Source organism: Nocardioides sp. (genome assembly GCF_050699375.1).
GTDB lineage: Bacteria > Actinomycetota > Actinomycetes > Propionibacteriales > Nocardioidaceae > Nocardioides.
Window position 1 is genome coordinate 1 of the sequence record NZ_JBOHDN010000150.1, and the last position, 21351, is coordinate 21351.

Genomic DNA, 21351 nt, shown 5'->3' on the forward strand with positions numbered 1-21351 from the left:
CTAAGCGGCTACGTTTTGGGCGTGGTGTTCGTGCGAAAGGTGAAGACGGCGTCGGGTGCGACGGCTGTCCAGATCGCCCGCAAGCAGAACCGTCGCGACGTGGTGATCGAGCATCTTGGCTCAGCACACACCGATGACCCTGGACTCGACCACGGCCTATGTCTATGACCCGGTCGACCGGCTCTCGAAGAAGACCAAGACCGGACACAGCGCCTCGACGGAAACCTATGTTCACGACGCGAACGCGAACGTGATCCAGCAGTCCGTGGGAGGCACCTCGACATCGTTCAACTACGACCGGAACCGGCTCCTTTCAAGCGCGATCGATGGTCAGACCGCTTCTTACCGGTACGACCCCTTCGGTCGCCAGACCAGCGTCGTAGGCGGCGAGAAGACCATCTCCCGGACCACCTACGACGGGTTTGACCACATCAAGGTCGCCGAACAGGCGAACGAGGCCGGCGTCCTCGAAGCCACGACCTTCACCTACGACCCTCTGGACCGGACCGCATCCAAGACCATCTCCGGGACGAACGAGAAGACGACCGACTACACCTACCTCGGACTCTCTCAAGAGGTACTGGGTGAGGACGTCGCTGGCGAACTGACGAAGTCGTACCAGTACTCCCCATGGGGGCAGCGCCTCTCTCAGGTCTCGCACAAGGCTGACACGGAGGCTGGTGTCGAGGCCGGAGAGACGGGCTACTACGGCTACAACGCACACACCGATGTCGAGACCGTCACCGATGACGCTGGCAAGACCGTCGCGACCTACGGCTACACCGCCTACGGGGATAACGACGAGTCCGAGTTCACCGGCATCGACAAACCCGAAGCGGGCAACCCTGAGGGTCCAGCGGATGAGTCGTTCAACGCCTACCGGTTCAACGGCAAAAGCTGGGACGCCGGTTCAGGCACCTACGACATGGGCTCCCGTGACTACAACCCCGGCCTGAACACCTTCACCACCCGCGACATGTACAACGGCGCCCTGGCAGACATGGGCCTCGGGACCGACCCGTTCACGTCGAACCGGTACGCATTCGGTGCTGGGAACCCGATCAGCATGGTCGAGGTTGATGGGCACGAGCCGCGTCCGTGGCATGAAGAGGGGAAGGGCTTCGAAGACTTCAGCGACGAGACGGTCTGGGCCAGCGGTGCCGGTGCCTACGGCGGTGAAAAGCCGCTAGGTGAGCCCGTCCCGATGGAAGTCACCGGGGGCGTCGCCGTTGTCAATCCGGTTCAAGCTTTGAAGTACCTCCTCGGAGAGCTGGACACGATCCTGAGCCTCAACGCCAACAGTTGTCGCGACGATGGTAAGGGCTGGGTATCGACCCTGCCCACAGGTGTCGGTGGACGCGCCACTGGCGCCGGCGCCTGCGTCACGAGCGATATGCCAAAGGGATCCCGAGCGACGAAGGACATCCCAGGGTACGCGTGGGCAGCAGCGTTTGTGGAGGAAGTCTTCGACGTGGAATCCTCTGACGCGATCAACTCGTGTCACCTAATCGCCAAGTCGCTAGGTGGATCGGGCAAGGACAAGAGCAACCTCGCGACGTGCTCGCGCCCAGCCAACTTCCATAGCACGCTCGGGGCACAGAACGGGGGCATGGCGCCGTTCGAACAACAGGTCAGGGCAGAGGTCGATGACGACACGGACGTCTTCTACAAGGTTATCCCGCAGTACTTCGGCGACCGTGTCTTGCCGTACGCGTTCAAGCTCTCTGCGTGGTCCATCGCCCCGGACGGCAGCAGGACGACGATGTTTGAGAACAAAGTGGTGGAGAATGAGATCAACGGCGTCAACCTCGGTATCCAATTTGACAACGGGCAACCGGTGCCCCTCAGTTGACGCCGGGGGAGAAGGACAGTGACATGGATATCGCATCGTTGATCCGAGTGATCGATGCTCGGCCGCGGACCTTTGACTGGGATGCGATCGCCGAAGGCTGGGGGCGCACGCCCCCGGCAGACTACATCGACTTCATGCATGCAGTGGGGCCAGGAAATCTCGGCGACTACATGTCGATCAAGGCTCCGACCGCCGATCTCGGCGACGATGGGGAATTCGCGATGGCAATTGCGACGCAAGGGGCACAACTAGCATGGAAGAGTGGGAACTTTCCCAAGGCAGGGCGGCTCGCTGACGCCGAGCCGAGGCTTCTGTGCTGGGCGGTATCGGATGACGCCAACCAGTATTGTTGGGACTTGGCGGACGACTCGATGCCGATCATCGTCTTCGACCGAGGATTCCTGGAGTGGACTGCATATGACTTGTCGTTCACGGACTTCGTCGTGGGCATGATCCAGGACTCGATCCCCAACTACGCCGGAGATCAGATCGCGAGCGAGCTGGGATGGCAGGTTCCGGTGACGTACAAGGTGCATAAGCGAGATCACTGGTAGGCCCCGCTCCATCGCAAGACGACCTATTCAAGACCTCCGTCCGGCCTCGAATGGCCAGATCGTCCGCAACGGGTCGACGGTCGACTTCTACGCCAATGGTTGGATCAAGTCCTCGACGGATGCGTGGGGGATCAAGACTCGCTACGAGTACGACGACCTCGGTGCGCAGACCGCTCGCACGCTGACGTCGGCGGATGGTTCTGCGTCGCGGACGATGACCTGGGCGTACTACCCAGACGGGAAGTTGAAGGCGAAGTCGGACGATGGTGTTCCGGTCGGTTCTCACTCGGTGGTGACTGACGACGACACCAACGGCGACCTGGGCCCGCGACCCTGACGGGAAACTCAAGGCCAAGTCCGACGACGGTCGGCTCCGCTCCGTGGTCACCGACGCCGACACCAACGTCCTCTATGAGATGACCGGGACCGGGGCGCGGCGACGGATGCGAAGTACACCCTGAACCACGGGGACGGCGCCGACACGGACGTGAACTTCAGGGGGCGTCCCGCGACTCTCCAGCCGGTCTCTCGAGTCCTTGGAGTGTGAGATACCAGTAGCCCGTCGGAGAGCCGGCTATCGGCTCCTGACCTTCAAAGTCGCGTTGTTGGTCGGCTCGTGACGGTCCTGGCCGCAGGAACGCATCCGTCGCCCGCGGCCGCTGAAACCCGCGTCCGGGCTCCCGCCGGAAAGGCCCGAACCGCTCGTTAGGCCCCGCAAAAGGTTTTGCAGATCAGCGACTAGGTTTCGGCGTACTTGAGTCGAGGTTTGTGGTGGCTAGATTCGAGACCAGGGACCTGTCCAATATTCCGGGCCTGGCTCGTTGCGTACAGATCCGCAGTCCGCGGGGTAACGGGGACTTTCGAGAGGCGTTTAGATGGCGACCGCTGACGACCCGAACTTGGCATCGCAGTTCAGTCCGGACAATCAAGATCGGATGCGCGAGGGCAAGGCTCCTTTCGTCAAGAGGACGCAACAGTTTGGCGGGCGCAAGAATTATGAATTGCATCACATCACGCCAAGGTCGCGTGGCGGAGCGGAGTTCGATCTCAACAACCTTGTGGTAGTAACCCCGCTGTTCCACCGGTATATCCTCGATGGGTCATACCACTTCGGAGGAGGGACAAGGTGACGATGGATGGACCCGAGCTCATCCGCCTGGTCGAACGCCTCAGGAAAGGTGGGGTTGGGCAGAGCGAGGAAGATGATAGTCGCGACCTGGAGGTTTTCGAGCGCAACGTTCTGCATCCTCAGGCATCGGACCTCATCTTTTATTGGGACGACTGGTTCGATCACGAGCCGACGACGGAAGAGATCGTCGATGCTGCTCTCTCTTACAAACCGATTGAGTTGTGAAGGCGACCCCGTCGCCGGCTTTCTCGCTCGTCTCAGGCGTGCCGCCAGGTGATCGCAACCGACGCAGCGATCATCCACGATGCAGTCGTGAGGCGCTCGAGGACGTGGCACCGGGCGGGCCCCACTCCGCGGGCTACTGCCCGAAGAACGGTCCGCGATTCTGGATCGGCACGACGACTGGCACGAGATCGACCGGACGGATTCCTTGGCTAGGCCTACGTGTGGTGGCTGTGGCTGATGAGGGCTCTTCGCAGATGAAGGTGTAGAGAACGCGAACGGTGACGGGATCGAGTACGACTACGACGCCGTCGGCAACCTGATCGACGTCCGCGACCCGTCCAAGACGAAGTCGACTGAGACGACCGACTACACGTCCCAGACGACCTAGGACCTTATTCGTCGTCCCATCTCACTCCCAGCGTCACGGGTTCTGACGGACCTGTCGTGATTGTTGGAATCGAAGGTGCTTCTCGTGCGGCGATCTGCCCATTCGAAGACGACACCCCTCTTGCATCCGACGTCGCTGACGTCTGCGTCAGACACATCCGGTGAGTGCTGCGAGGGCATAGGGCACGTGGACGGTGAAGCTCAGGAACGCCAGAGCAATCAGGCACGCGGCTGTGGCGGTGGTGTAGATGACGCCGGCTGTGCCGGAGCGAGGCTGGGTCAGGTGGCGGACTCGGTCTGGGCCGTGGGCGTGCAGGGCGCCGTCGAGCGCTTCCTGTTGGTGGGCAGGATGGCTGTCCTGCGCGAGGGTGAGCAATGCGCTGGCGAGGGCGGGGGTGCCGAGCCGGTGTCGTGCCGCATCGTCGGCGGCGATCTCTAGATAGTGTCCGAGGGCGTCTGCTGCTGCGGCGAGCAGTGGCACCCAGCGCAGCCGACGGGTCAGGCTGGTCACCACCGCGGTGATGAGGTGGTGCCGCTGGTGGAGGTGGGCGTGCTCGTGGGCGAGGACCGCAGCGGTCTCGTCGTCGGCGAGCAGGTCGAGTGCGCCGGTGGAGATCACGATGCCGCCGTGCCGTCGCGGGAGGGTCAACGCGAACGGATGCGGGTCATCGGTGACCAGCACGTGGTGGCCGTACAGGACCCGGAAAGTGCTGCGTGCCCGGAGTCGTCGGGCGGTACGGAGGGTGGCGCGGCGCCGACGCAGGGCCTCCGCCATGGTCGAGCTCGCAAGAAACGCCGCAACCACTGCCGGCAGCGCGAGGAGCGCCACGATCGGGACGATGGTCTCGAACAGAGGTGCCGTGGACGGACTGGCCGCAGCCAGGCATCGTTGACAGACCTGCGCCGAGCCACCGGACAGGACGGCGGGACCGGTCACGATCCAGGCGAGCATCGGGCCGACGGCGAGCAGCGCCAGGATCCACGCGACGATGCTTCCGAGCAGCAGCCCGACGGCCAGCCGCGGCGTACGCATCAATGCTGGTGCGGCATGCCGCAGCATCCACGGGCCGGCCGATGCGGCTACTACCAGCGCGAGGATCAGCGCCGCGGCTTGGACGGAGGGGGTCACGATCGTTGTCCGTCATCGCGGCGGCGCAGGTACTCGCGAAGCAGCTCCAGATCGCTGTCGGGGATGGCTTCCACGAAGTGCAGTATCGACGCGGCGCGGTCGCGGCTGGTGCCGAGCGCGTGGTTCATCACGGACGCCACCTGCTCCTCACGCCCGATCCGCGCGGCGTACTGGGTCGAGTGCCTCTCCTTGCGAGAGCTGACCAGGCCCTTGCGCTGTAGGTGAGTCAGCACCGTGGCAATGGTGGTGTAGGCGGGATCGTTGGGCAGGTCGTCGATGATGCCTCTGATCGTGGACGGTCCGTGATCCCACAACACGTCCATCACCTGCGTCTCCAGCGGCCCGAGTCGAGGCGGCTCACCGGGCGTGGAGGTGTGTATGTTCATTGGGCCAGCTCCTTGGCTCGGCTCGGTACGGGGCAGACGGTTTGCCCGCGGAGGCGCCACACGAGCGCCGTGCCGGTCAGGATCAGCGCGCCAAACGCCAGGAACGGCTGCGCGGGCGCGAACCAGTTGATCGCTCCGGAGTATCCCAGAGCCAGCAGCGCAAGCTTGTTGCAGACCGGGCATCCGACCGCGAACCACGCCAGCACGCTTCCGGCGATGCCGAAGCGTCCGCTTCGCCGTTCCATGCGGTCGTCCACGGTGTCAGGACCGGTGCCTGTGACGTCAGGGCCGACCAGGTAGGTGGCCACGAGCATCCCGGAGAACACCGAAGTGGCCACCCAGACCGGGTAGTTCCACCACACCGGCGGGATCTCGCGGCTGAAGATCGGGTTGGGGATCAACACCGTCGCGACGCCCAGCAGCAAACCGAATCCGAGGGCGACGGCGGCAGATGTCAGCACCTGTCGAGCCGTCCAGGTGCGCAGGCCGTCTGCCGCCTGCTCAAGAGCCAGACGCGACGACGACACGGCTAGCTGGAATGACCTCATGGCTCCAGCATGCCCGACGATCGACTACGTTGCATAGTCTACTATGGTCCATAGTAGATCTGCCCCGGCACGTCGACCCGAGGACGCACGTTGAACGCTGAAACGAAATCCACTCCCACGAATCCAGCGGACCGGTCCGCGGCGAGGTCCCGCTCCCGGCGGTGGAAAGTGCTTCTGGGCGTGGCCGTCGTGTTCCTCGCCATCGTGGTTGCGGCTGAGCTCTTCTCGGGCAAGTCGTCGACCTCGGCCACGGGAGGGGCGGCTGAGTCATCTGCCACGGACCAACAGCCAGGCGGACCCGAAGAGATGGACTTCGTTCGGCGCGACGCCGACGATCCGATGGCGATCGGCGACGTGGATGCCCCGGTGGTGCTGAGCGAGTGGATCGACCTGCGCTGTCCGTTCTGCGCGGTGGTCAGCCGCGAGACCATGCCGACGTTGATGGAGGAGTACGTCGATGCCGGCAAGGTACGCATCGAGTTCCACGACGTCGCGTACTTCGGTGAGGAGTCCGAGGATGCCGCCGTCGCGGCACGGGCGGCGGCACGACAGGACAGGTTCGTGGAGTTCGTGACGGCCGTCTACGACGCGGCTCCCGAGCGCGGACACCCCGACCTGCCCCGCAACGAGCTCATCGACTTCGCCGAGGAGGCAGGGGTGACCGACATCGAGAAGTTCACTGCTGACCTCGAGGATCCCAAGCTCCGTGCGGAGGTGCAGGCGAGCACGCAGTCCGCCCAGCAGCTCGGGGTCACGGCTGTGCCGTTCTTCGTCACCGGGGACACTGCCCTGTCCGGCGCGCAGCCGACCGAGACCTTCCGGGAGCTCCTCGACGAGGCCCTGGCCGCGGGGGAGTGAACCCCAGCGTGGACATCGGTCTCCTCGGAGCGTTCCTCGGCGGCGTACTGACTCTGCTGAGCCCGTGCTCGGCAATGCTGCTGCCGGCGTTCTTCTCCTACGCCTTCGCCAGCCCAGCAGAGCTGCTCACGCGTACCGGGGTGTTCTACCTCGGGTTGGCCACCAGCCTGGTCCCGCTCGGTGTGCTGGCCGGAACGCTCGGGGCGTTCGTGAGCGAACATCGCTTCATGCTGGTCACCATCGCCTCGATCATCGTGATCGTTCTCGGCGCGATCATGCTCGTGAATATCCCCCTGCCCTTCCTCTCCCGCGGCACGGTCGCTGAGGGCACCTCCGCAACTGCGGTGTACGCGCTGGGCACCGTCTACGGGCTGGCCGGGATCTGCGCCGGTCCGCTCCTGGGCGCTGTGCTGACCGTCGCCGCGGTCTCGGGTCATGCGCTCAGTGGTGGGCTAGTCACGCTCGTCTTCGCCGCGGGCATGGCCCTGCCCTTGCTGGTCCTCGCCCTGGTGTGGGCGCGGTTCCCATTTGTGAAACATCTCGTACGTCCCCGCGAGATCGTGATCGGCCGGTGGCGCAACACGTTGACCGGGATCATCGGCGGCGTGCTCACCATCGCCATCGGGATCCTGCTGCTGGTCACAGCCGGCACCACCGAGCTGAGCGGTGTCCTGGGCGCGTCGGATCAGGCCGTGCTCGAAGGTGCGGTGTTGCATCGAACGCGGCAAGTCCCCGACGTTCTCGTCCTCGGCGTCGTGCTGGCCGCCGGGGGCACGGGTTGGCTCCTGGTCCACGCCAGCAGGAGGCGCTCGGCCAGGGCCGTCCCGGAGTCTCAATCCGCGTCTCAGTCACGGCCCATGGCGTAGAACTCGGAGCAACGGGAGGATCTGTCCGACCTGCTCCGGCTCATGTTCGCAACCGGTGTCCGGATCGGCGCGGCACTCGCGCTCCGCTGGTGTGACGTCAACCTTGCGACCGGGGCTTCGAGTGCCCAATTGTGTGCCCGGATCAGACAGCAAAGAACCGGCCCTCACCTGAACGTGCAGGTGAGGGCCGGTTTCGATGTACGCCATGTAGGACTTGAACCTACAACCCGCTGATTAAGAGTCAGCTGCTCTACCAATTGAGCTAATGGCGCATGTCGCCGTGCATCTGGCGCGCTCGGCGACGAGAGGAACATTAGCAGCGGGCGAGGATGTGCCCCAAATCGGTGGCGGCCACGCCCACGGTTCCTCACTTGTGCGGGCACTTCCCCACGTGCGGGGATCTCCCCCACGTTCCGGAGGGTGGGGAACGTACGTACGAGTAGGGAAATGTCCGTTGGAGTGGGGAAGTGGGTGGGAGGTGGGTCAGCGGAGCTCGAGAACGGCCTGGGCGGCGTTGTGTCCACCGAGCCCGGAGACGGCGCCGCCGCGGCGGGCGCCGGAGCCGCACAGGAGCACGGTGCCGATGTCGGTGGCTACGCCCCAGCGGGTGGCGGGGGTGCTCAGGTCGGCGTCGTCGGGAGCCCAGGGCCAGGCCAGGTCGCCGTGGAAGATGTGGCCGCCGGGCATGGCGAGGTCGGCTTCGATCTCCTGCGGGATCTTGGCCTCGATACACGGCTTGCCCTCGGGGTCGCGGGCGACGACGGAGGCGATCGGGTCGAGCAGGTGCTGGTCGAGAGAGGCGACCGCCCGCTCGACCGCCTGCGCCTTGCGCTCCTCGCGGGTGGCCGGGTCCTCGAAGAGCGTCGCCGGCGCGTGCAGGCCGAAGTAGGTCAGCGTCTGGGTGCCGGCGGGCACGTCGCCGAGGATCGAGGGGTCGGTCAGCGAGTGGCAGTAGACCTCGCCCGGCATCTCGGTCGGCACCGAGCCGGCGGCCGCTTCGGCGTACGCCTTCTCGAGCTGCGAGTAGGTCTCACCGAGGTGGAGGGTGCCGGCGAACGCGACCCGCGGGTCCTCCCCGGAGCGCAGGCGGGGGAGGCGCTCGAGGAGCATGTTGATCTTGAGCTGGGCGCCGACCGGCTTGGTCGCGGGCTCGGGCGTCCGGCCGAGGAGGCCGTCGAGGACGTACGGAGCCAGGCCGGAGAGCACATGGTCGGCCGCAACGGTGTGGGAGCCGTCGGCGTCGGACCAGGTGACCTCGGCGCCCTCGCCGACCGCTCCGCCACGGATCGAGGTGACTGTCGCGCCGGTGAGGACCTCGGCCCCGCCGGCGTACGCCGCCTTGGTGATCGCACCGGTGACCGCGCCCATGCCGCCGACCGGGACCCGCCACTCGCCGGTGCCGTTGCCGATCAGGTGGTAGAGGAAGCAGCGGTTCTGGATCAGGCTCGGCTCGTTGAGGCCGGCGAAGGTGCCGATCAGGGCGTCGGTGGCGACCACGCCGCGGACGAGGTCGTTGCCGAAGCGGCGCTCGATCGCCTCGCCCAAGGGGCGCTCGACGACGTCACGCCAGACGGTCGGATCGACCTGGGACCGGAGCGTGCTGCCGATGGGCAGCGGGTCGGTGAGGGTGGGCGCGACGACCTGGGCGAGGTCGGCGACCTCGTCGTAGAACGACTGCCACGCGGCGTACTCCTCATCGCCGCCCGTCGCCGCACGGAAGCTCGCCGCGGTGGCCTCGCCCTCGGGAGTCTCCACGAGGAGGCCGGTGGCCTTCGAGCCGTTGAGGAAGGGAGAGTACGACGCGGTCTGCCGCGACCCGAGCTCGATGTCGAGCCCGAGGTCGGTGCGGATCTGCTCGGGCACCAGGGAGACCAGGTAGGAGTAGCGCGAGAGCCGGGTCGGGAAGCCCGCGAACGCCTGGGCCGAGATGGCCGCGCCGCCGACGTGGTCTAGCCGCTCGAGCACCAGGACGGAGAGGCCTGCCCTGCTCAGGTAGGCCGCGGCGGTGAGGCCGTTGTGGCCGCCGCCGGCAACTACTACGTCGTACGTCTTCTGCGCCATGAGCGCATCGTGCCAGACCGGCATGAGCGCGTATCGGGGTTGTCGGTGGTCCCTGGCAGGATCTGGGGCATGGCCGAGCGTCCTGAGGTTCCCGAGGCGATGGTGGAGCGGCTGCGTGGGGTCCTCGCCGCCTTCCCGAAGTGTCTCGAGGACGATGCCTGGATCGGGCTGCGCTGGCGGGTCGGCCAGGCTACGGTCGCGCACGTCTTCGGTGGCGAGGACCAGCTCTTCCGGATCGTCTTCCGCGCCGAGCCCGCCGAGGTGGTGGCCTTCGAGCACCTCGGTCATCCCTACTTCAAGGCGGGCTGGGGCGGCAACGTGGTCGGGATGATCCTCGACGAGGGCACCGACTGGGACGAGGTCGCCGAGCTCCTGACCGACTCCTACTGCCTCCAGGCACCCGCGAAGCTGGCCGCCCTGGTCGACCGTCCTGGCGCGGACGCGAAGTAGGGCCCGCTCGCGCACGTCGAGCAGATCAACAAGCTTTCGCTGGTCACGCCCTGGTTTCTCGCCGTACCGGTGATTCCGGTCGCTGCCTACCACCTCGTTCTCAGGCGGTAGACCGGACGAGTCATCACCCGGACGGGACCTTAGACCCTAGGCTCGTCGCTGTGACTCCGGCATGTTGCCATGGTAAATCTAGTGCAACAGGTTCCAACTTATCGGGAACAATTTCATATAAGGAGTGCGTGTGCGTCGAATGGCCATGCTGATCCTCGGGGGAGCCGTTGCGGCGGCCGGGGTCGGTTGCGGTTCTGACAGTTCCATCGACTCGGGGTTCTACACCAACAAGCACGGTGAGAACCCCGCGATGGAGGAGAAGGTGATCACCGTCGACAGCACCGAGCGGATCAAGCAGAATCAAGAGCTCGGGCTCACCGGTGAGGGCACCATCAAGGGGGATGCGCCCGGAATCTTGCTGAGGGTGATCGTCCAGGACGTATTCGAGACGTCGTTCACCGACGGCACCGTGACCCCACCGGGGTCGCGGGTGATGGCCGTCGAGATCCAGGTCGTCAACGCCGGGTCGCGGGTCTTCAACGACACCCCGGCCTCGGGTGTGACCGTCGTCGATGCCAAGGGCAAGACGTACAAGAGCCAGCCCAGCACGGTGACGGTCGACGGGGGCGAGGTCTTCCCGAACCCGTTCGGTCTGCAGCCCAGGGATCAGCGGACGGCGCTGGTGCCGTTCGTCGTCCCGGTCGGGGTGAACATCAAGCAGGTCGGGTTCCGGATCGACAAGGGCGGCGAGACCGCTCTGTGGCGGGTCCCTTAGCCCGAAACCTTTTAACCAACCTTCAAGCAACCTTCTGGCAGCATCAGGCGTCACCATCGGTGTAGTGATGAGACGATGGGACGTCTCGGGCAAAGATGCTGCGTGTCAACAGGAGGTGTGGTGCGGGTCCGGGTCCTTGGCGCCGTCGAGCTGGTTGGCGACGACGGCGCGGTGCAGCGACTGTCGCGTACGCGGCGGACGCTGCTCGCCCTCCTGGCCGCCGCCCGCGGAGCACCTGTGTCCTCCGACCTGCTGGTCGAGGAGCTGTGGCGAGGCTCGCCCCCGGCGACGGGGGTGAACCTGCTGCACCAGCGTGTCCGCGACCTGCGCCGCGCGCTCGGGGAGGACCGCCACCGCCTGCAGCGCCGGGCGAACGGCTACGCCCTGGTCGGTGCCGACGTCGACGAGGTCCGCTTCGAGGACCTGGTCGAGCAGGGACGTACGTCCGCGGAGGCAGGCGAGCACGAGCGGGCCAGCATGCTGTTCGACGCGGCACTGAGGCTCTGGAGCGGCAACGCGTACTCCGGCGTCGGCGAGTCCCACGTGATCGCGACCGAGGCCGCCCGGCTCGAGGAGCTGCGCCTGGGCGCGGTCGAGTCCCGGGCGCGCGCCGACCTGGCGCTCGGCCGTCAGGCCGCCGTGGTCGGTGATCTGGCACCGATCGTGGAGGCCCACCCGCTCCGTGAGGGCCTGTGGCTGCTGTTGATGACCGCACTGTGGCACTCGGGCCGGACGGCCGAGGCCCTGGAGGCGTACCAACGGCTCTTCCGGCTGCTGAACGACGAGCTCGGGGTGGAGCCGTCGAAGGACGTACGTGACCTGCAGCTGAGCATCCTGGACGGTGAGGATCCCGAGCTGGTGGCGGCGCGTGAGCCGGTGGTGCCCCGCCAGCTGCCCCCGGTCGTCGGCGCCTTCGCCGGTCGCGAGGAGCACCTGGCGATGCTGGACGAGCTGCTGGCCCGACGGATGGACCAGCGAATGGACCAGCGAATGGACCAGCGTGACGCCAGGTCCGTGGTGATCTCGGCGATCGCGGGCACGGCGGGGATCGGCAAGACCACGCTGGCGCTCTACTGGGCGCACCGGACGGCACACCTGTTCCCCGACGGGCAGGTGTTCGTGAATCTTCGTGGCTTCGACCCGGGCGACGCGCTCGATCCCCTGGACGCGCTCGGGGTGGTGCTCGAGGCCTTCGGGGTGGAGCGATCCCGCCAGCCCCAGGACATCGACGGCCGGGCCGGGCTGCTCCGCAGCAAGCTGGCGGGCAAGCGGGTGCTGCTCGTGCTCGACAACGCTCGCGACAGCGAGCAGGTCAGCAGCCTGCTCCCCGGCAGTCCCGGGTGCGCAACCCTGGTGACCAGCCGAAACAGGCTCTCCGGGCTGGTCGCGGAGGCCGGTGCGAGGCCGATGGAGCTCGGCCTGCTCAGCGACGACGAGGCCTACGCGTTGCTGGCCGGCCGCCTCGGCGAGGACCGCCTGCGGGCCGAGCCCGACGCGGTGGACCGGATCATCGAGCTGTGCGCCTCGCTGCCGCTCACGCTGTCGGTCGTGGCCGCCAGGGCGGCGATCCGGCCTGCGTACGCCCTCGCGGACCTGGCCGCAGAGCTCGACGAGTCCCGCCTCGACGGTTTCGGCGCGGGCCGCGGCAACCTCCGGGCGACGTTCTCGTGGTCGGTCCAGCATCTCAACGAGTCGGCTGCCCGGCTCTTCCGGCTGATCGGCCTCCATCCGGGCCCGACGCTCACCGTCCTGGCCGTGGCCAGCCTGGCCGGGACCTCCCGAGCGCGAGCGCGGCGCCTGCTCGACGAGCTGACCGACGCCAACCTGCTGACCGAGTGCTCGCCGGGCCGGTTCGTGCTGCACGACCTGCTCCGGGAGTACGCCGCCGACCTCGCCCTGGACGAGCCCGAGGAGGTCCGCGAGGCGGCCGAGCTGCGGATGATCGACCACTACGTCTTCAGTGCTCGGGCCGTGCACAGCGCCTACGACCCGCACCAGAGCCACCTCGACGCACTGGAGCCGGTGCGCGACGGCGTCACCACGGAGATCGTCGGCGACGGCGGCGAGGCGCTGGCCTGGATCGCCACCCAGCTGCCGGTGATGTCGCGAGTGATCGAAGCCGCCGTCGGCAGGGGCATCGCCTCGGACCGGATCGTCCTGCTCGTCGGCGCCCTCGAGCGGCTGCTCGACCTCCAGGGCCGCTGGATCGAGCTGGCCGCGCTGGCCGAGGCGGCACTCCCGGGGGTGCGACGCCGGGTCGACGAGGGCGGTGACCCGACCGGTCTCGGGGTCGTGCACCGCGCTGCCGGGGCAGCCTGTGGTCGGTTGGGGCGGTTCGAGGATGCCCGCGGCCACCTGCGTCGGGCGCTCGATCTGGCCACCGACTCCGAGGACCCGATGGCCGAGGGCAAGAGCCTGCACCGGCTCGCATCAGTGGCCACGGCATCGGGCGACCACGCCGGGGCCGCTGCGTACGCTGCCCGCGCGGCGGACGTCTTCGCCCGTGCGGGAGACCCCATCCGTGCGGCCTGGACCACCGGTCGGCTGGGTCTCTACGAGGCCCTCGACGGTGCCCATCACGCGGGACTTCGTCACTGCGAGGAGGCGTTGGCGGAGCTGCGCCGGGTCGCGCCCGGCTATCGCAGCGAGGGCAACGTCATCGCCACCATCGGCTGGATCCACCAGCAGCTCGGCGGCATCGACGAGGCCGCCGGCCACTTCGAGGAGGCAGTGACCAAGCTGCGGGCCGCCGGCGACCTGCCCGGCTTGGCCGACGCGCTCGGCCATCTGGCCGAGGCCCGGGTCGTCCTGGGCAAGAACGAGGACGCCCGCTGCGCGAGGGCCGAGGCCGACTCGATCCTCGCGCAGCTGGGCTGAGGTCAGGCTGAGCCCGGCTCAGGCCGTGGGCAGCTTGTAGTCGGCGTACTCCTCGCGCAGGGTCTTCTTGGAGAACTTGCCGACGGAGGTCTTGGGCACCTCGTCGATGAAGATGACGTCGTCAGGAACCTGCCACTTGCCCAGGCTCTCTGCGAGGTAGGTGAGCAGCTCCTCCTTGGTGATCGACTCGCCGTCCTTGACCACCGCGAACGCCAGCGGCCGCTCGCCCCACTTGGGGTGCGCCACCGCGACGACCGCGGCCTCGGCGACCGAGGGGTGGCCCATGATCAGGTTCTCGATCGCGACGGTCGAGATCCACTCGCCACCGGACTTCACCAGGTCCTTGGTGCGGTCGACGATGCGTACGTAGCCCAGGGGGTCGATCGCCGCGATGTCACCGGTGCGCAGCCAGCCGTCGGGAGAGAAGCTGTCGGACTCCACCTTGTAGTAGGCCGACGCGATCCACGGGCCGCGAGCCTCGAGCTCGCCGGTGGTCTCGCCGTCCCAGGGCAGCTCGTCGGTCGTGCCGGGCTCGACGATGCGCAGCTCGACACCGACGGCGGGGATGCCCGGCGAGGTTCGGTAGTCGGCGAGCTCCTCCTCCGGCAGGTCGGCGAGCTCTGCGCGCGGGGAGAAGACGGAGCCCAGCGGCGACATCTCGGTCATGCCCCAGGCCTGCGTGATCGGCAGGCCGATCGCCTCGCGCCATGCCTCGGAGAGGGACTTCGGCACCGCGGACCCTCCGCAGACGACGACCCTCAGGGCGCTGAGGTCGGCGTCCTCGAGGAGGGGCACCATGGCCATCCAGATCGTGGGTACGCCTGCGGCGATCGTCACCTTCTCCGCCTGCATCAGGTCGAGAAGCCCGGTGGGCGAGAGGTCCGGTCCGGGCAGGATCAGGTTTGCGCCGGCCAGCAGCGAGGAGTGGGCGAACCCCCAGCCGTTGGCGTGGAAGAACGGCACCACGGGCAGCACCCGGTCGCTGTCGTTGGTGCCGAAGAGGCTTCCGGCAAGCGAGGCGAGCGCGTGCAGGTATTGCGAGCGGTGGCTGTAGACGACGCCCTTCGGGTTGCCGGTCGTGCCGGAGGTGTAGCAGATGCCGGCAGCGACGCGCTCGTCAGTGACGCGGCCGTCGATCACGGCCTCCTCGGCATCGGCCATCAGCTCCTCGTAGGAGACGACCCGCGGGTCATCGGGGAGCGGGGTGGGCGCCCCGTCGTCCATCACGATCACGTGCTTGAGCGTGGTCAGCTGGGGGAGCAGCGGAGCCAGCAGGCCGAGCAGCGAGCGGTCCACGAAGACGGCCTCGTCCTCGGCGTGGTTGAACGTGTAGACCAGCTGCTCGGGGAAGTAGCGGATGTTGCCGGTGTGCAGCACCCGCCCGGTGCAGGGGACCGAGTAGTAGAGCGCCAGATGGCGCAGCGTGTTCCACGCGAAGCTCACCACCCGGCCGTCCGCGGAGATGCCGAGCTTGTCGAGCACACTGGCCTGCTTGCGCACCTCCACGGCCAGGTCCTTGAACGTGTTGCGCTCCAGACCGGTGGCGGTCTTGGTCACGATCTCCCGGGTGGGGAAGACGCGCTCGGCGCGCCGGATGATCGTGTCGATGGTCAGCGGTGCGTCCTGGATCAGTCCTCGCATGCTGCACATCGTTACCGAATGTGGCACGGGTCACAACGAGTTCGCGCGAACTTCCCACCCGGTGGTCGAGCTTGTCGAGACCTCTGAGGGGGTCTCGGCAAGCTGGACCACCGGGACCAGCCGCTCAGACGACCGCGTCGGAGGTTGCGAGTGCCAGCGCGGGTGTGGAGGCGGCGCGCGGCCAGACCTCGGCGAGGATCTCGACGCCGCGACGGACGAGCTCCGGGCGGGGAGTGATCGCCAGCCGAAGATGGCGCTCGTAGGCCCCGTCGACTCCGAACCGCGGCCCGGCGGTGACCAGCAGCCCGTGTGGCCTGGCCGCGAGGGTGAGCTGAGAGCTGACGGGCGCGGGCAGACCGACCCACGCGGAGAGCCCGCCGTCGAGCCGCGGGGGCAGCTCCCAGTCGGGAAGATGCTCGCGCATCGCGTGGTAGAGCGCGGCGCGCCCGGCGGCGAGCTGCCCGGAGCGCTCCTCGAGGATCTCGGGGAGATGCTGGAACAGGGCGGTGGTGACCAGCTGCTCCCAGATCGGGGTGCCGAGATCGGTCGCCGATCGACCACTGGCGATCTGGGTCAACAAGATCGGGTCGGCCCGGATCCAGCCGACCCGCAGACCGCCCCACAGCATCTTGCTCGCCGAGCCGATGTGGACGACCCGCGCCCCGTGCTCGTCGGCCATCGCGGCGAGCGGCGGGTAGGTGTGGTGGCGGTCGATGTCCAGCTCGGCGGTGGTGTCGTCGACCACCACGAGCGTGTCGACCTTCGCTGCCGCGTGCAGCAGACGGAGCCGTTGCTCGGTCGGCATCGAGCGAGAGGTCGGGTTGTGGAAGTCGGGCATGACGTACGACATCACCGGGGTGGTCCGGGCGATGGCCGCCTCCATCGCGGGCATGTCCCAGCCGGCGTCGGTGGTGACCGGGCTGGTGATGATCCGTGCGCCCGCGAGACTCAGCGCGTCGTACGCATTGGGGTAGGACGGGCTCTCGGCGTAGGCCCGGTCACCGCGGCTGATCACCGTGCGGGCGAGGAGCGCGATCGCGCTCTGGCCGCCGGTCGTCACCATGATCTGGTCGGGGTCGGTGGGGAGGCCGCGAGCGGTGTAGCGCGCCGCGATCGCCACCCGCAGCTCCTCGATGCCCCAGAGCGTGTAGCCGGGGCCGGCCATGTGCTCGCCCAGCCGCCGGGTCGCCTCCTGGGCGGCCTCAGGGAGGCGTCGCGTGGCCGGCAACGTGGCCCGGACCAGGTCGATCTCACCGCCCTCGGTGAACGAGTCGGGGGCCGTGGGCGGGAGCTTTGTCGTCGTACCCGAACCCTGGACGCTCAGCGCGTAGCCGTGCTCCCGCAGGCGTCGGTAGGCGGCGGTGATCGTGGTCCGGCTCAGCATCAACCGCTCGGAGAGCTCGCGCTCGGAGGGGAGGCGTACGTCGGCCGAGAGGCGCCCGTCGATCAGCAGCAGCTGGATCCGTTCGGCCAGGTTCTCGTACGCCGGGCCCTCGCCGTGCCACTGGCCGAGCAGGCCAGCGAGCGCGGTGGCACCGATTCTTCCGCGAGGCATGGGTCCACCTTACCTCGATTGGCTCCTTTACCTCTGATTGGACCCGTGATTGGATCTTTACTGTGAAGGATCTCTCCGTCAAGTCGCTCTCCTGGTTGATAACTGGACTGTTTCTGTACGGCATCGCGGTCGCCATGCTCGTGCGCGCCTCCCTCGGGCTGGCCCCGTGGAACACCCTCGCCTCCGGCATGGTGGAGCTCACCGGGATCTCGTTCGGGTTGATGACCAACCTGATCGGCCTGGTGGTGCTCCTCGTCTGGATCCCGCTGCGGCAGAGGCCCGGCGTCGGCACCGTGCTGAACGTCCTGCTCGTCGGCACCTCGGCGGAGATCGGGCTGCGTCTGATCCCGCAGCCGACCGAGCTGATGGCGCAGGTTGCGCTCTTCGTCGCCGGCCTTCTCCTGCTGGCCGGCGCGACCGGGATCTACATCGCGCCGGGCCTCGGCCCCGGTCCGCGCGACGGCCTGATGACCGGCCTGCACGAGCGCACCGGTGCCCCGGTCTGGGTCTGCCGCGCGGGCGTCGAGATCACCGTGCTCGCGGCCGGCTGGCTCCTCGGTGGCCTCGTCGGCCTCGGCACGGTCGCCGAAGCGCTGCTCATCGGCCCGATGGTCCACCGCACGCTGCCGTACTTCCGGACCTTGTACGCGGGGCCGCCGCCGGCTACGGACATCGAATGCGAGCCTGCCTGACGGCGATCCGGTCCGGGTCGCGCGGGCCCTGAGTCAGTAAAGAATGTCCTTTCAAGGACCGGCTCGTTGCCCTACCTTCGGAACATGGCGGGCGATGCACCGAAGGATGCTGGTCTGGTTCGGGACTGGCTGCGCTTCCGAAGGTATAAGCGAGCCGAGGGAAGGGCCGGGCGGCAGAACGAGATCCGAGACAGGGTGATCGGCGGCGCGATCGTCGGGATCCTGATCGTGGCGTTGCTGTTGATCCTGTTCTCCTGCACGGTCGACGCCGACAACGAGGGCAGGCGGCCGCCGGATCCGGGGCCGACCCAGAGCGAGGGACCCGAGCTGCCTCCGGACATGGACCTGGAATCGGCGTTCAAGGACGGCTACTTCACGGACCCGAAGACTGGGGATCGGTATCTGGTTGCGCAGATCGACCGCGCCGCGAAGCGGCCGGCGGGGTGGATCTGTCGACCTGCTGTCGGGCTGCCGACCCAGCAGTGCCTGGTCAAGCAGGAGCCCGTGTCTCAGGACCCCTCGGCTTCCCCGACCGAGCTGCCATCAGCAGAGCCCCAAGACTCTGATGCGGAGGTGGCCGGTTCTGGCAGCTCGTGGTTCGGTGCCTTCGCGGGGATCGGTGGCGGCCTGGGCGGGTTCGCAGCGGTAGCCGCTGTCTTCTGGCAGGTCTTCAAGGACCGGGACGAGTTCCGCGAATGGCGTCAGAGCCCAAGGAGCGGGTGACCGCAAGCGGCGCGGAACGGGCCCCTCGACGCGTACGCGGATCTCCTCGTTGAGGAAACACGCGCAGCGCGCATGATTTAACCCATACAAAATGTTGTTGCGCCCCCGACAGGATTCGAACCTGTGACCGTCGGATTAGAAGGCCGATGCTCTATCCAGCTGAGCTACGGAGGCATGGCCCGTCCGGGCCCCCTCGGAGAGGGGGTTTGCGCAGGCCGCGCCCGATCTTACCGGTGGCCGTATCCCTCGTGTGCATCGGATTCCGAATCGCTAGCGAGAGTGTTACCGAGGTGTGGGGGGTATTTGGGCACACTGTCCCTGCACTGTCGCTCTGGGTGTCCGTCTGGCGGACTACGAGGGTTCGAGACTGGGCCGGATCATCGGTAAGGTCCCCGGACATGACTATGGAGTCCATGTGCACCTCGTGCGGTGCAGCCGTCACCGGTATGCGCTTCTGCACAGGTTGTGGGACCCCCGTCAGAAGCGCTCATCAGCCGCCGTCGCAGGGTGCACCGGAGCCGGTTGCACCGCCGCGACTGCCGCAGAGAGGTGCCGATCCTGAGCAGGGTGGTCTGTCGCTGCCGAGGCGTCCGCGGGGAGCCGCGACGCCGGAGCCGGCCGAGCAGCCGCCTACCGAGGCGGCCGAATTCACGCGTGGCAACCATGCCGCTCCCTCCGCGCCCGACACGGACGCGGAACCCGACCAGCCTCCGCTCGAGCAGATCAGGCGTACGCCCGGCGCCTCTATGGCTCCGCAGCTGAGCATGAATCCGCCGAGCGGTGAGCAGCCGGCATTCGGCGGCGGCATGGCCCCGCCGCCGGCCGGCTCCGACGGTGGCGGCCTGTTCGGGCTGGCGGCGCGTACGCCGAAGTTCGAGCCTGAGCTCGCTTCGCAGTCGCAGTCGCTCTTCATGCCGAAGCGGAAGGACGAGCCCAGCGCCGAGCCGGAGCAGGCCCCGGAGACTCCTGCCGCCCAGGAGCCGCCTCCCGGCCTGCCGACACTGCCGCCCGCTTACGAGCGCGCCGCTGAGCCGCCCGCACCCGAGCCGATGCCCGCGCCGCCGTTGCCGGAGCGTCCGTCGCCCGAGCGTCCGATGCCGGACCGTCCGCAGGTCGAGCGCCAGATGCCGGAGCGTCCGCAGGTCGAGCGGCAGATGCCCGAACCCATGCCCCCGCTGCCGGACCGTCCGCAGGCCGAGCCGCAGATGCCCGAGCAGCCGATGCCGCAGCGTCCGGCCGCGGCGTACGACCCGAGCAGGGAGCACCAGGCCTTCGCCGAGCCGGCCCCGCTGCTGGACGGCCCGCCCGCCGAGTCGACCCACGAGGCGATGCCTCCGGTCGAGCGACGCCACCCGGCGCCGCCTCGCCCGGACGAGACCCAAGTGGCGATGAGCCCGCGGTTCGACCAGCGCGAGGAGCCCTCCGCGGGCACCCAGCCGCGAAACGAGTTCGAGCAGTACGCGCCGCCGCAGCAGCAGTTCGGGGCAGCGCCTTCCGACGCGAGGTCGGCCAACCCCTACGACCGCGGCCAGCAGGACCAGCAGCAGGGCGCGGCGTACGGCGAGGCTGCCTACGCCCCGCTGGCGCCGCAGATGGAGCCGGACCAGTCTCGGTGGTCCCAGCCTCAGGAACAGCCTCAGGGGCGGCCGTACGACCAGCCCTACGGCCAGCAGTCCTATGACCAGCAGTCGTACGACCAGCCTTACGGCCAGCCGCAGGACGGGTCCCAGGATCAGTTCGGCCAGCCGTACGGCGACCCGTACGGCCAGAACGTCTACACCGACGCCACGCTGGTGGGTCAGCCGCCGGTCGGAGCCGGGAACGGGCCTGGAGCCGGGCCCAACACCCCGGCGCCGCCTCCGATGGCACCCCAGGGCTACGACCCGTACGGGCACGGCTACGACGCCCACTACGAGCCACCGCGTCGCGGCGACGGCCAGGGCAAGACGATCGCCGGCATCGACCTCAAGCGCTGGGGCCTCATCGCTCTGGTGCTCGCCGTCGTGGTCGCGATCATCGCGTTCGTCATCGGCCTGCTCAACAACAACGACGACGCCAAGGCGCAGACGGGCGCCGGTCAGGGCGCCGGTACGACCGCCGCCGGCGGTGCTGCGGCCCAGGCCAAGAAGATCGATGCGCTGATCCAGACCTCTGCCAAGGACAAGGCGGCGATCGGTGCCGCTCAGGCCGACCTCGAGGCCTGCGAGAACATCGACGAGGCGATCAAGACCTTCGAGGACGCGGCAGCCTCCCGCGAGAGTCTCGCGACCAAGGTCGCCAAGGTCGACACCGCCGTCCTCCCGGGGTCGCAGAAGGTCGTCAAGAACCTCGAGTCCGCGTGGATGACCTCCCACAACGCAGACCTGGCGTTCGCTGCCTGGGGTGAGAAGCGCAAGGTCAACGACGCCGGCGAGTGCGTCGGCGGCAAGGGCAAGCTCGAGAAGGCGACCACGCTCAGCCTGGCCAGCCACGACCCGAAGAAGGCCGCAGCCAAGGCCTGGGGGCCGATCGCCGAGGAGCACGGTCTCGACTCCGTCGAGTGGCGGAAGCTCTGACCTACTGATCCTGCCAAGAGATCGCGCGGGCAGAGCC

General features: G+C 67.9%; 18 protein-coding genes and 2 tRNA genes. 12 read left to right on the top strand and 8 right to left on the bottom strand.

Annotated features, from left to right (window positions below; genetic code table 11):
* Positions 1–139 precede the first annotated feature (139 nt).
* From ACRDPS_RS10830 to ACRDPS_RS10845, 4 genes are all read left to right on the top strand, one after another.
* Positions 140–1852, top strand: a complete 1713-nt coding sequence (locus ACRDPS_RS10830) for an RHS repeat-associated core domain-containing protein (protein WP_431501660.1) — start codon at positions 140–142, stop codon at positions 1850–1852.
* Positions 1853–1875: 23 nt separating this feature from the next.
* Positions 1876–2406, top strand: coding sequence for a hypothetical protein (locus ACRDPS_RS10835; RefSeq protein ID WP_431501643.1), 531 nt, complete (start codon positions 1876–1878; stop codon positions 2404–2406).
* A gap of 875 nt (positions 2407–3281) precedes the next feature.
* A complete protein-coding gene (locus ACRDPS_RS10840) occupies positions 3282–3536 on the top strand; it encodes a hypothetical protein (RefSeq protein WP_431501644.1) in 255 nt (84 codons plus the stop codon).
* Complete coding sequence (locus tag ACRDPS_RS10845; RefSeq protein WP_431501645.1) at positions 3533–3760, top strand: hypothetical protein; 228 nt, start codon at positions 3533–3535, stop codon at positions 3758–3760. The genes ACRDPS_RS10840 and ACRDPS_RS10845 overlap by 4 nt, the downstream gene beginning before the upstream one ends.
* Positions 3761–4295: 535 nt before the next feature.
* Here ACRDPS_RS10845 and ACRDPS_RS10850 read toward each other — a convergent pair.
* Genes ACRDPS_RS10850 through ACRDPS_RS10860 form a run of 3 tightly spaced genes read right to left on the bottom strand, consistent with a single transcriptional unit; the run spans position 4296 to position 6210 of the window.
* Positions 4296–5276 carry a M56 family metallopeptidase gene (locus tag ACRDPS_RS10850; protein WP_431501646.1) on the bottom strand — a complete coding sequence of 327 codons (981 nt, stop codon included), beginning with the start codon at positions 5274–5276 and terminating at the stop codon, positions 4296–4298.
* The gene (locus ACRDPS_RS10855; protein WP_431501647.1) at positions 5273–5662 is read right to left on the bottom strand and encodes a BlaI/MecI/CopY family transcriptional regulator; all 390 of its coding nucleotides are present in this window, start codon (positions 5660–5662) and stop codon (positions 5273–5275) included. The genes ACRDPS_RS10850 and ACRDPS_RS10855 overlap by 4 nt, the downstream gene beginning before the upstream one ends.
* Entirely contained in the window at positions 5659–6210 is a 552-nt protein-coding gene (locus ACRDPS_RS10860; RefSeq protein WP_431501648.1) for a hypothetical protein, read from the bottom strand. The genes ACRDPS_RS10855 and ACRDPS_RS10860 overlap by 4 nt, the downstream gene beginning before the upstream one ends.
* A 306-nt stretch (positions 6211–6516) precedes the next feature.
* Between ACRDPS_RS10860 and ACRDPS_RS10865 the strand changes: the two genes are divergently transcribed.
* Both ACRDPS_RS10865 and ACRDPS_RS10870 read left to right on the top strand, forming a co-directional pair.
* A complete protein-coding gene (locus ACRDPS_RS10865; RefSeq protein ID WP_431501649.1) occupies positions 6517–7068 on the top strand; it encodes a DsbA family protein in 552 nt (183 codons plus the stop codon).
* An 8-nt stretch (positions 7069–7076) separates the two neighbouring features.
* Positions 7077–7934, top strand: coding sequence for a cytochrome c biogenesis CcdA family protein (locus ACRDPS_RS10870; protein WP_431501650.1), 858 nt, complete (start codon positions 7077–7079; stop codon positions 7932–7934).
* 199 nt (positions 7935–8133) lie between these two features.
* Here the strand turns inward: ACRDPS_RS10870 and ACRDPS_RS10875 are convergent.
* A tRNA-Lys gene (locus ACRDPS_RS10875) sits at positions 8134–8206 on the bottom strand.
* A 211-nt stretch (positions 8207–8417) separates the two neighbouring features.
* Positions 8418–9995 (bottom strand): phytoene desaturase family protein, encoded by a 1578-nt coding sequence (locus tag ACRDPS_RS10880; protein WP_431501651.1) that lies wholly within the window; start codon positions 9993–9995, stop codon positions 8418–8420.
* A gap of 69 nt (positions 9996–10064) precedes the next feature.
* Here ACRDPS_RS10880 and ACRDPS_RS10885 point away from each other — a divergent pair, with 69 nt between their 5' ends.
* From ACRDPS_RS10885 to ACRDPS_RS10895, 3 genes are all read left to right on the top strand, one after another.
* Positions 10065–10445, top strand: coding sequence for an MmcQ/YjbR family DNA-binding protein (locus tag ACRDPS_RS10885; protein WP_431501652.1), 381 nt, complete (start codon positions 10065–10067; stop codon positions 10443–10445).
* Between the two features lie 241 nt (positions 10446–10686).
* Positions 10687–11271: a hypothetical protein gene (locus tag ACRDPS_RS10890; RefSeq protein WP_431501653.1), complete on the top strand. Its 585-nt coding sequence runs from the start codon at positions 10687–10689 to the stop codon at positions 11269–11271.
* Between the two features lie 102 nt (positions 11272–11373).
* Complete coding sequence (locus ACRDPS_RS10895; protein WP_431501654.1) at positions 11374–14148, top strand: BTAD domain-containing putative transcriptional regulator; 2775 nt, start codon at positions 11374–11376, stop codon at positions 14146–14148.
* Positions 14149–14166: 18 nt separating this feature from the next.
* On the opposite strand, the gene ACRDPS_RS10900 is transcribed toward ACRDPS_RS10895, so the two are convergent.
* Together ACRDPS_RS10900 and ACRDPS_RS10905 are read right to left on the bottom strand one after the other, a co-directional pair.
* Positions 14167–15789 (bottom strand): long-chain fatty acid--CoA ligase, encoded by a 1623-nt coding sequence (locus ACRDPS_RS10900; RefSeq protein ID WP_431501655.1) that lies wholly within the window; start codon positions 15787–15789, stop codon positions 14167–14169.
* A gap of 124 nt (positions 15790–15913) precedes the next feature.
* Positions 15914–17344 carry a PLP-dependent aminotransferase family protein gene (locus ACRDPS_RS10905; protein ID WP_431501656.1) on the bottom strand — a complete coding sequence of 477 codons (1431 nt, stop codon included), beginning with the start codon at positions 17342–17344 and terminating at the stop codon, positions 15914–15916.
* 62 nt (positions 17345–17406) lie between these two features.
* Here ACRDPS_RS10905 and ACRDPS_RS10910 point away from each other — a divergent pair, with 62 nt between their 5' ends.
* Together ACRDPS_RS10910 and ACRDPS_RS10915 are read left to right on the top strand one after the other, a co-directional pair.
* The gene (locus ACRDPS_RS10910) at positions 17407–18036 is read left to right on the top strand and encodes a YczE/YyaS/YitT family protein (protein ID WP_431501657.1); all 630 of its coding nucleotides are present in this window, start codon (positions 17407–17409) and stop codon (positions 18034–18036) included.
* A gap of 84 nt (positions 18037–18120) precedes the next feature.
* Positions 18121–18759, top strand: a complete 639-nt coding sequence (locus tag ACRDPS_RS10915; protein ID WP_431501658.1) for a hypothetical protein — start codon at positions 18121–18123, stop codon at positions 18757–18759.
* Positions 18760–18859: 100 nt separating this feature from the next.
* Here the strand turns inward: ACRDPS_RS10915 and ACRDPS_RS10920 are convergent.
* Positions 18860–18933, bottom strand: a tRNA-Arg gene (locus tag ACRDPS_RS10920).
* A 590-nt stretch (positions 18934–19523) separates the two neighbouring features.
* Here ACRDPS_RS10920 and ACRDPS_RS10925 point away from each other — a divergent pair.
* Positions 19524–21314 (top strand): hypothetical protein, encoded by a 1791-nt coding sequence (locus tag ACRDPS_RS10925; protein WP_431501659.1) that lies wholly within the window; start codon positions 19524–19526, stop codon positions 21312–21314.
* Positions 21315–21351 lie beyond the last annotated feature (37 nt).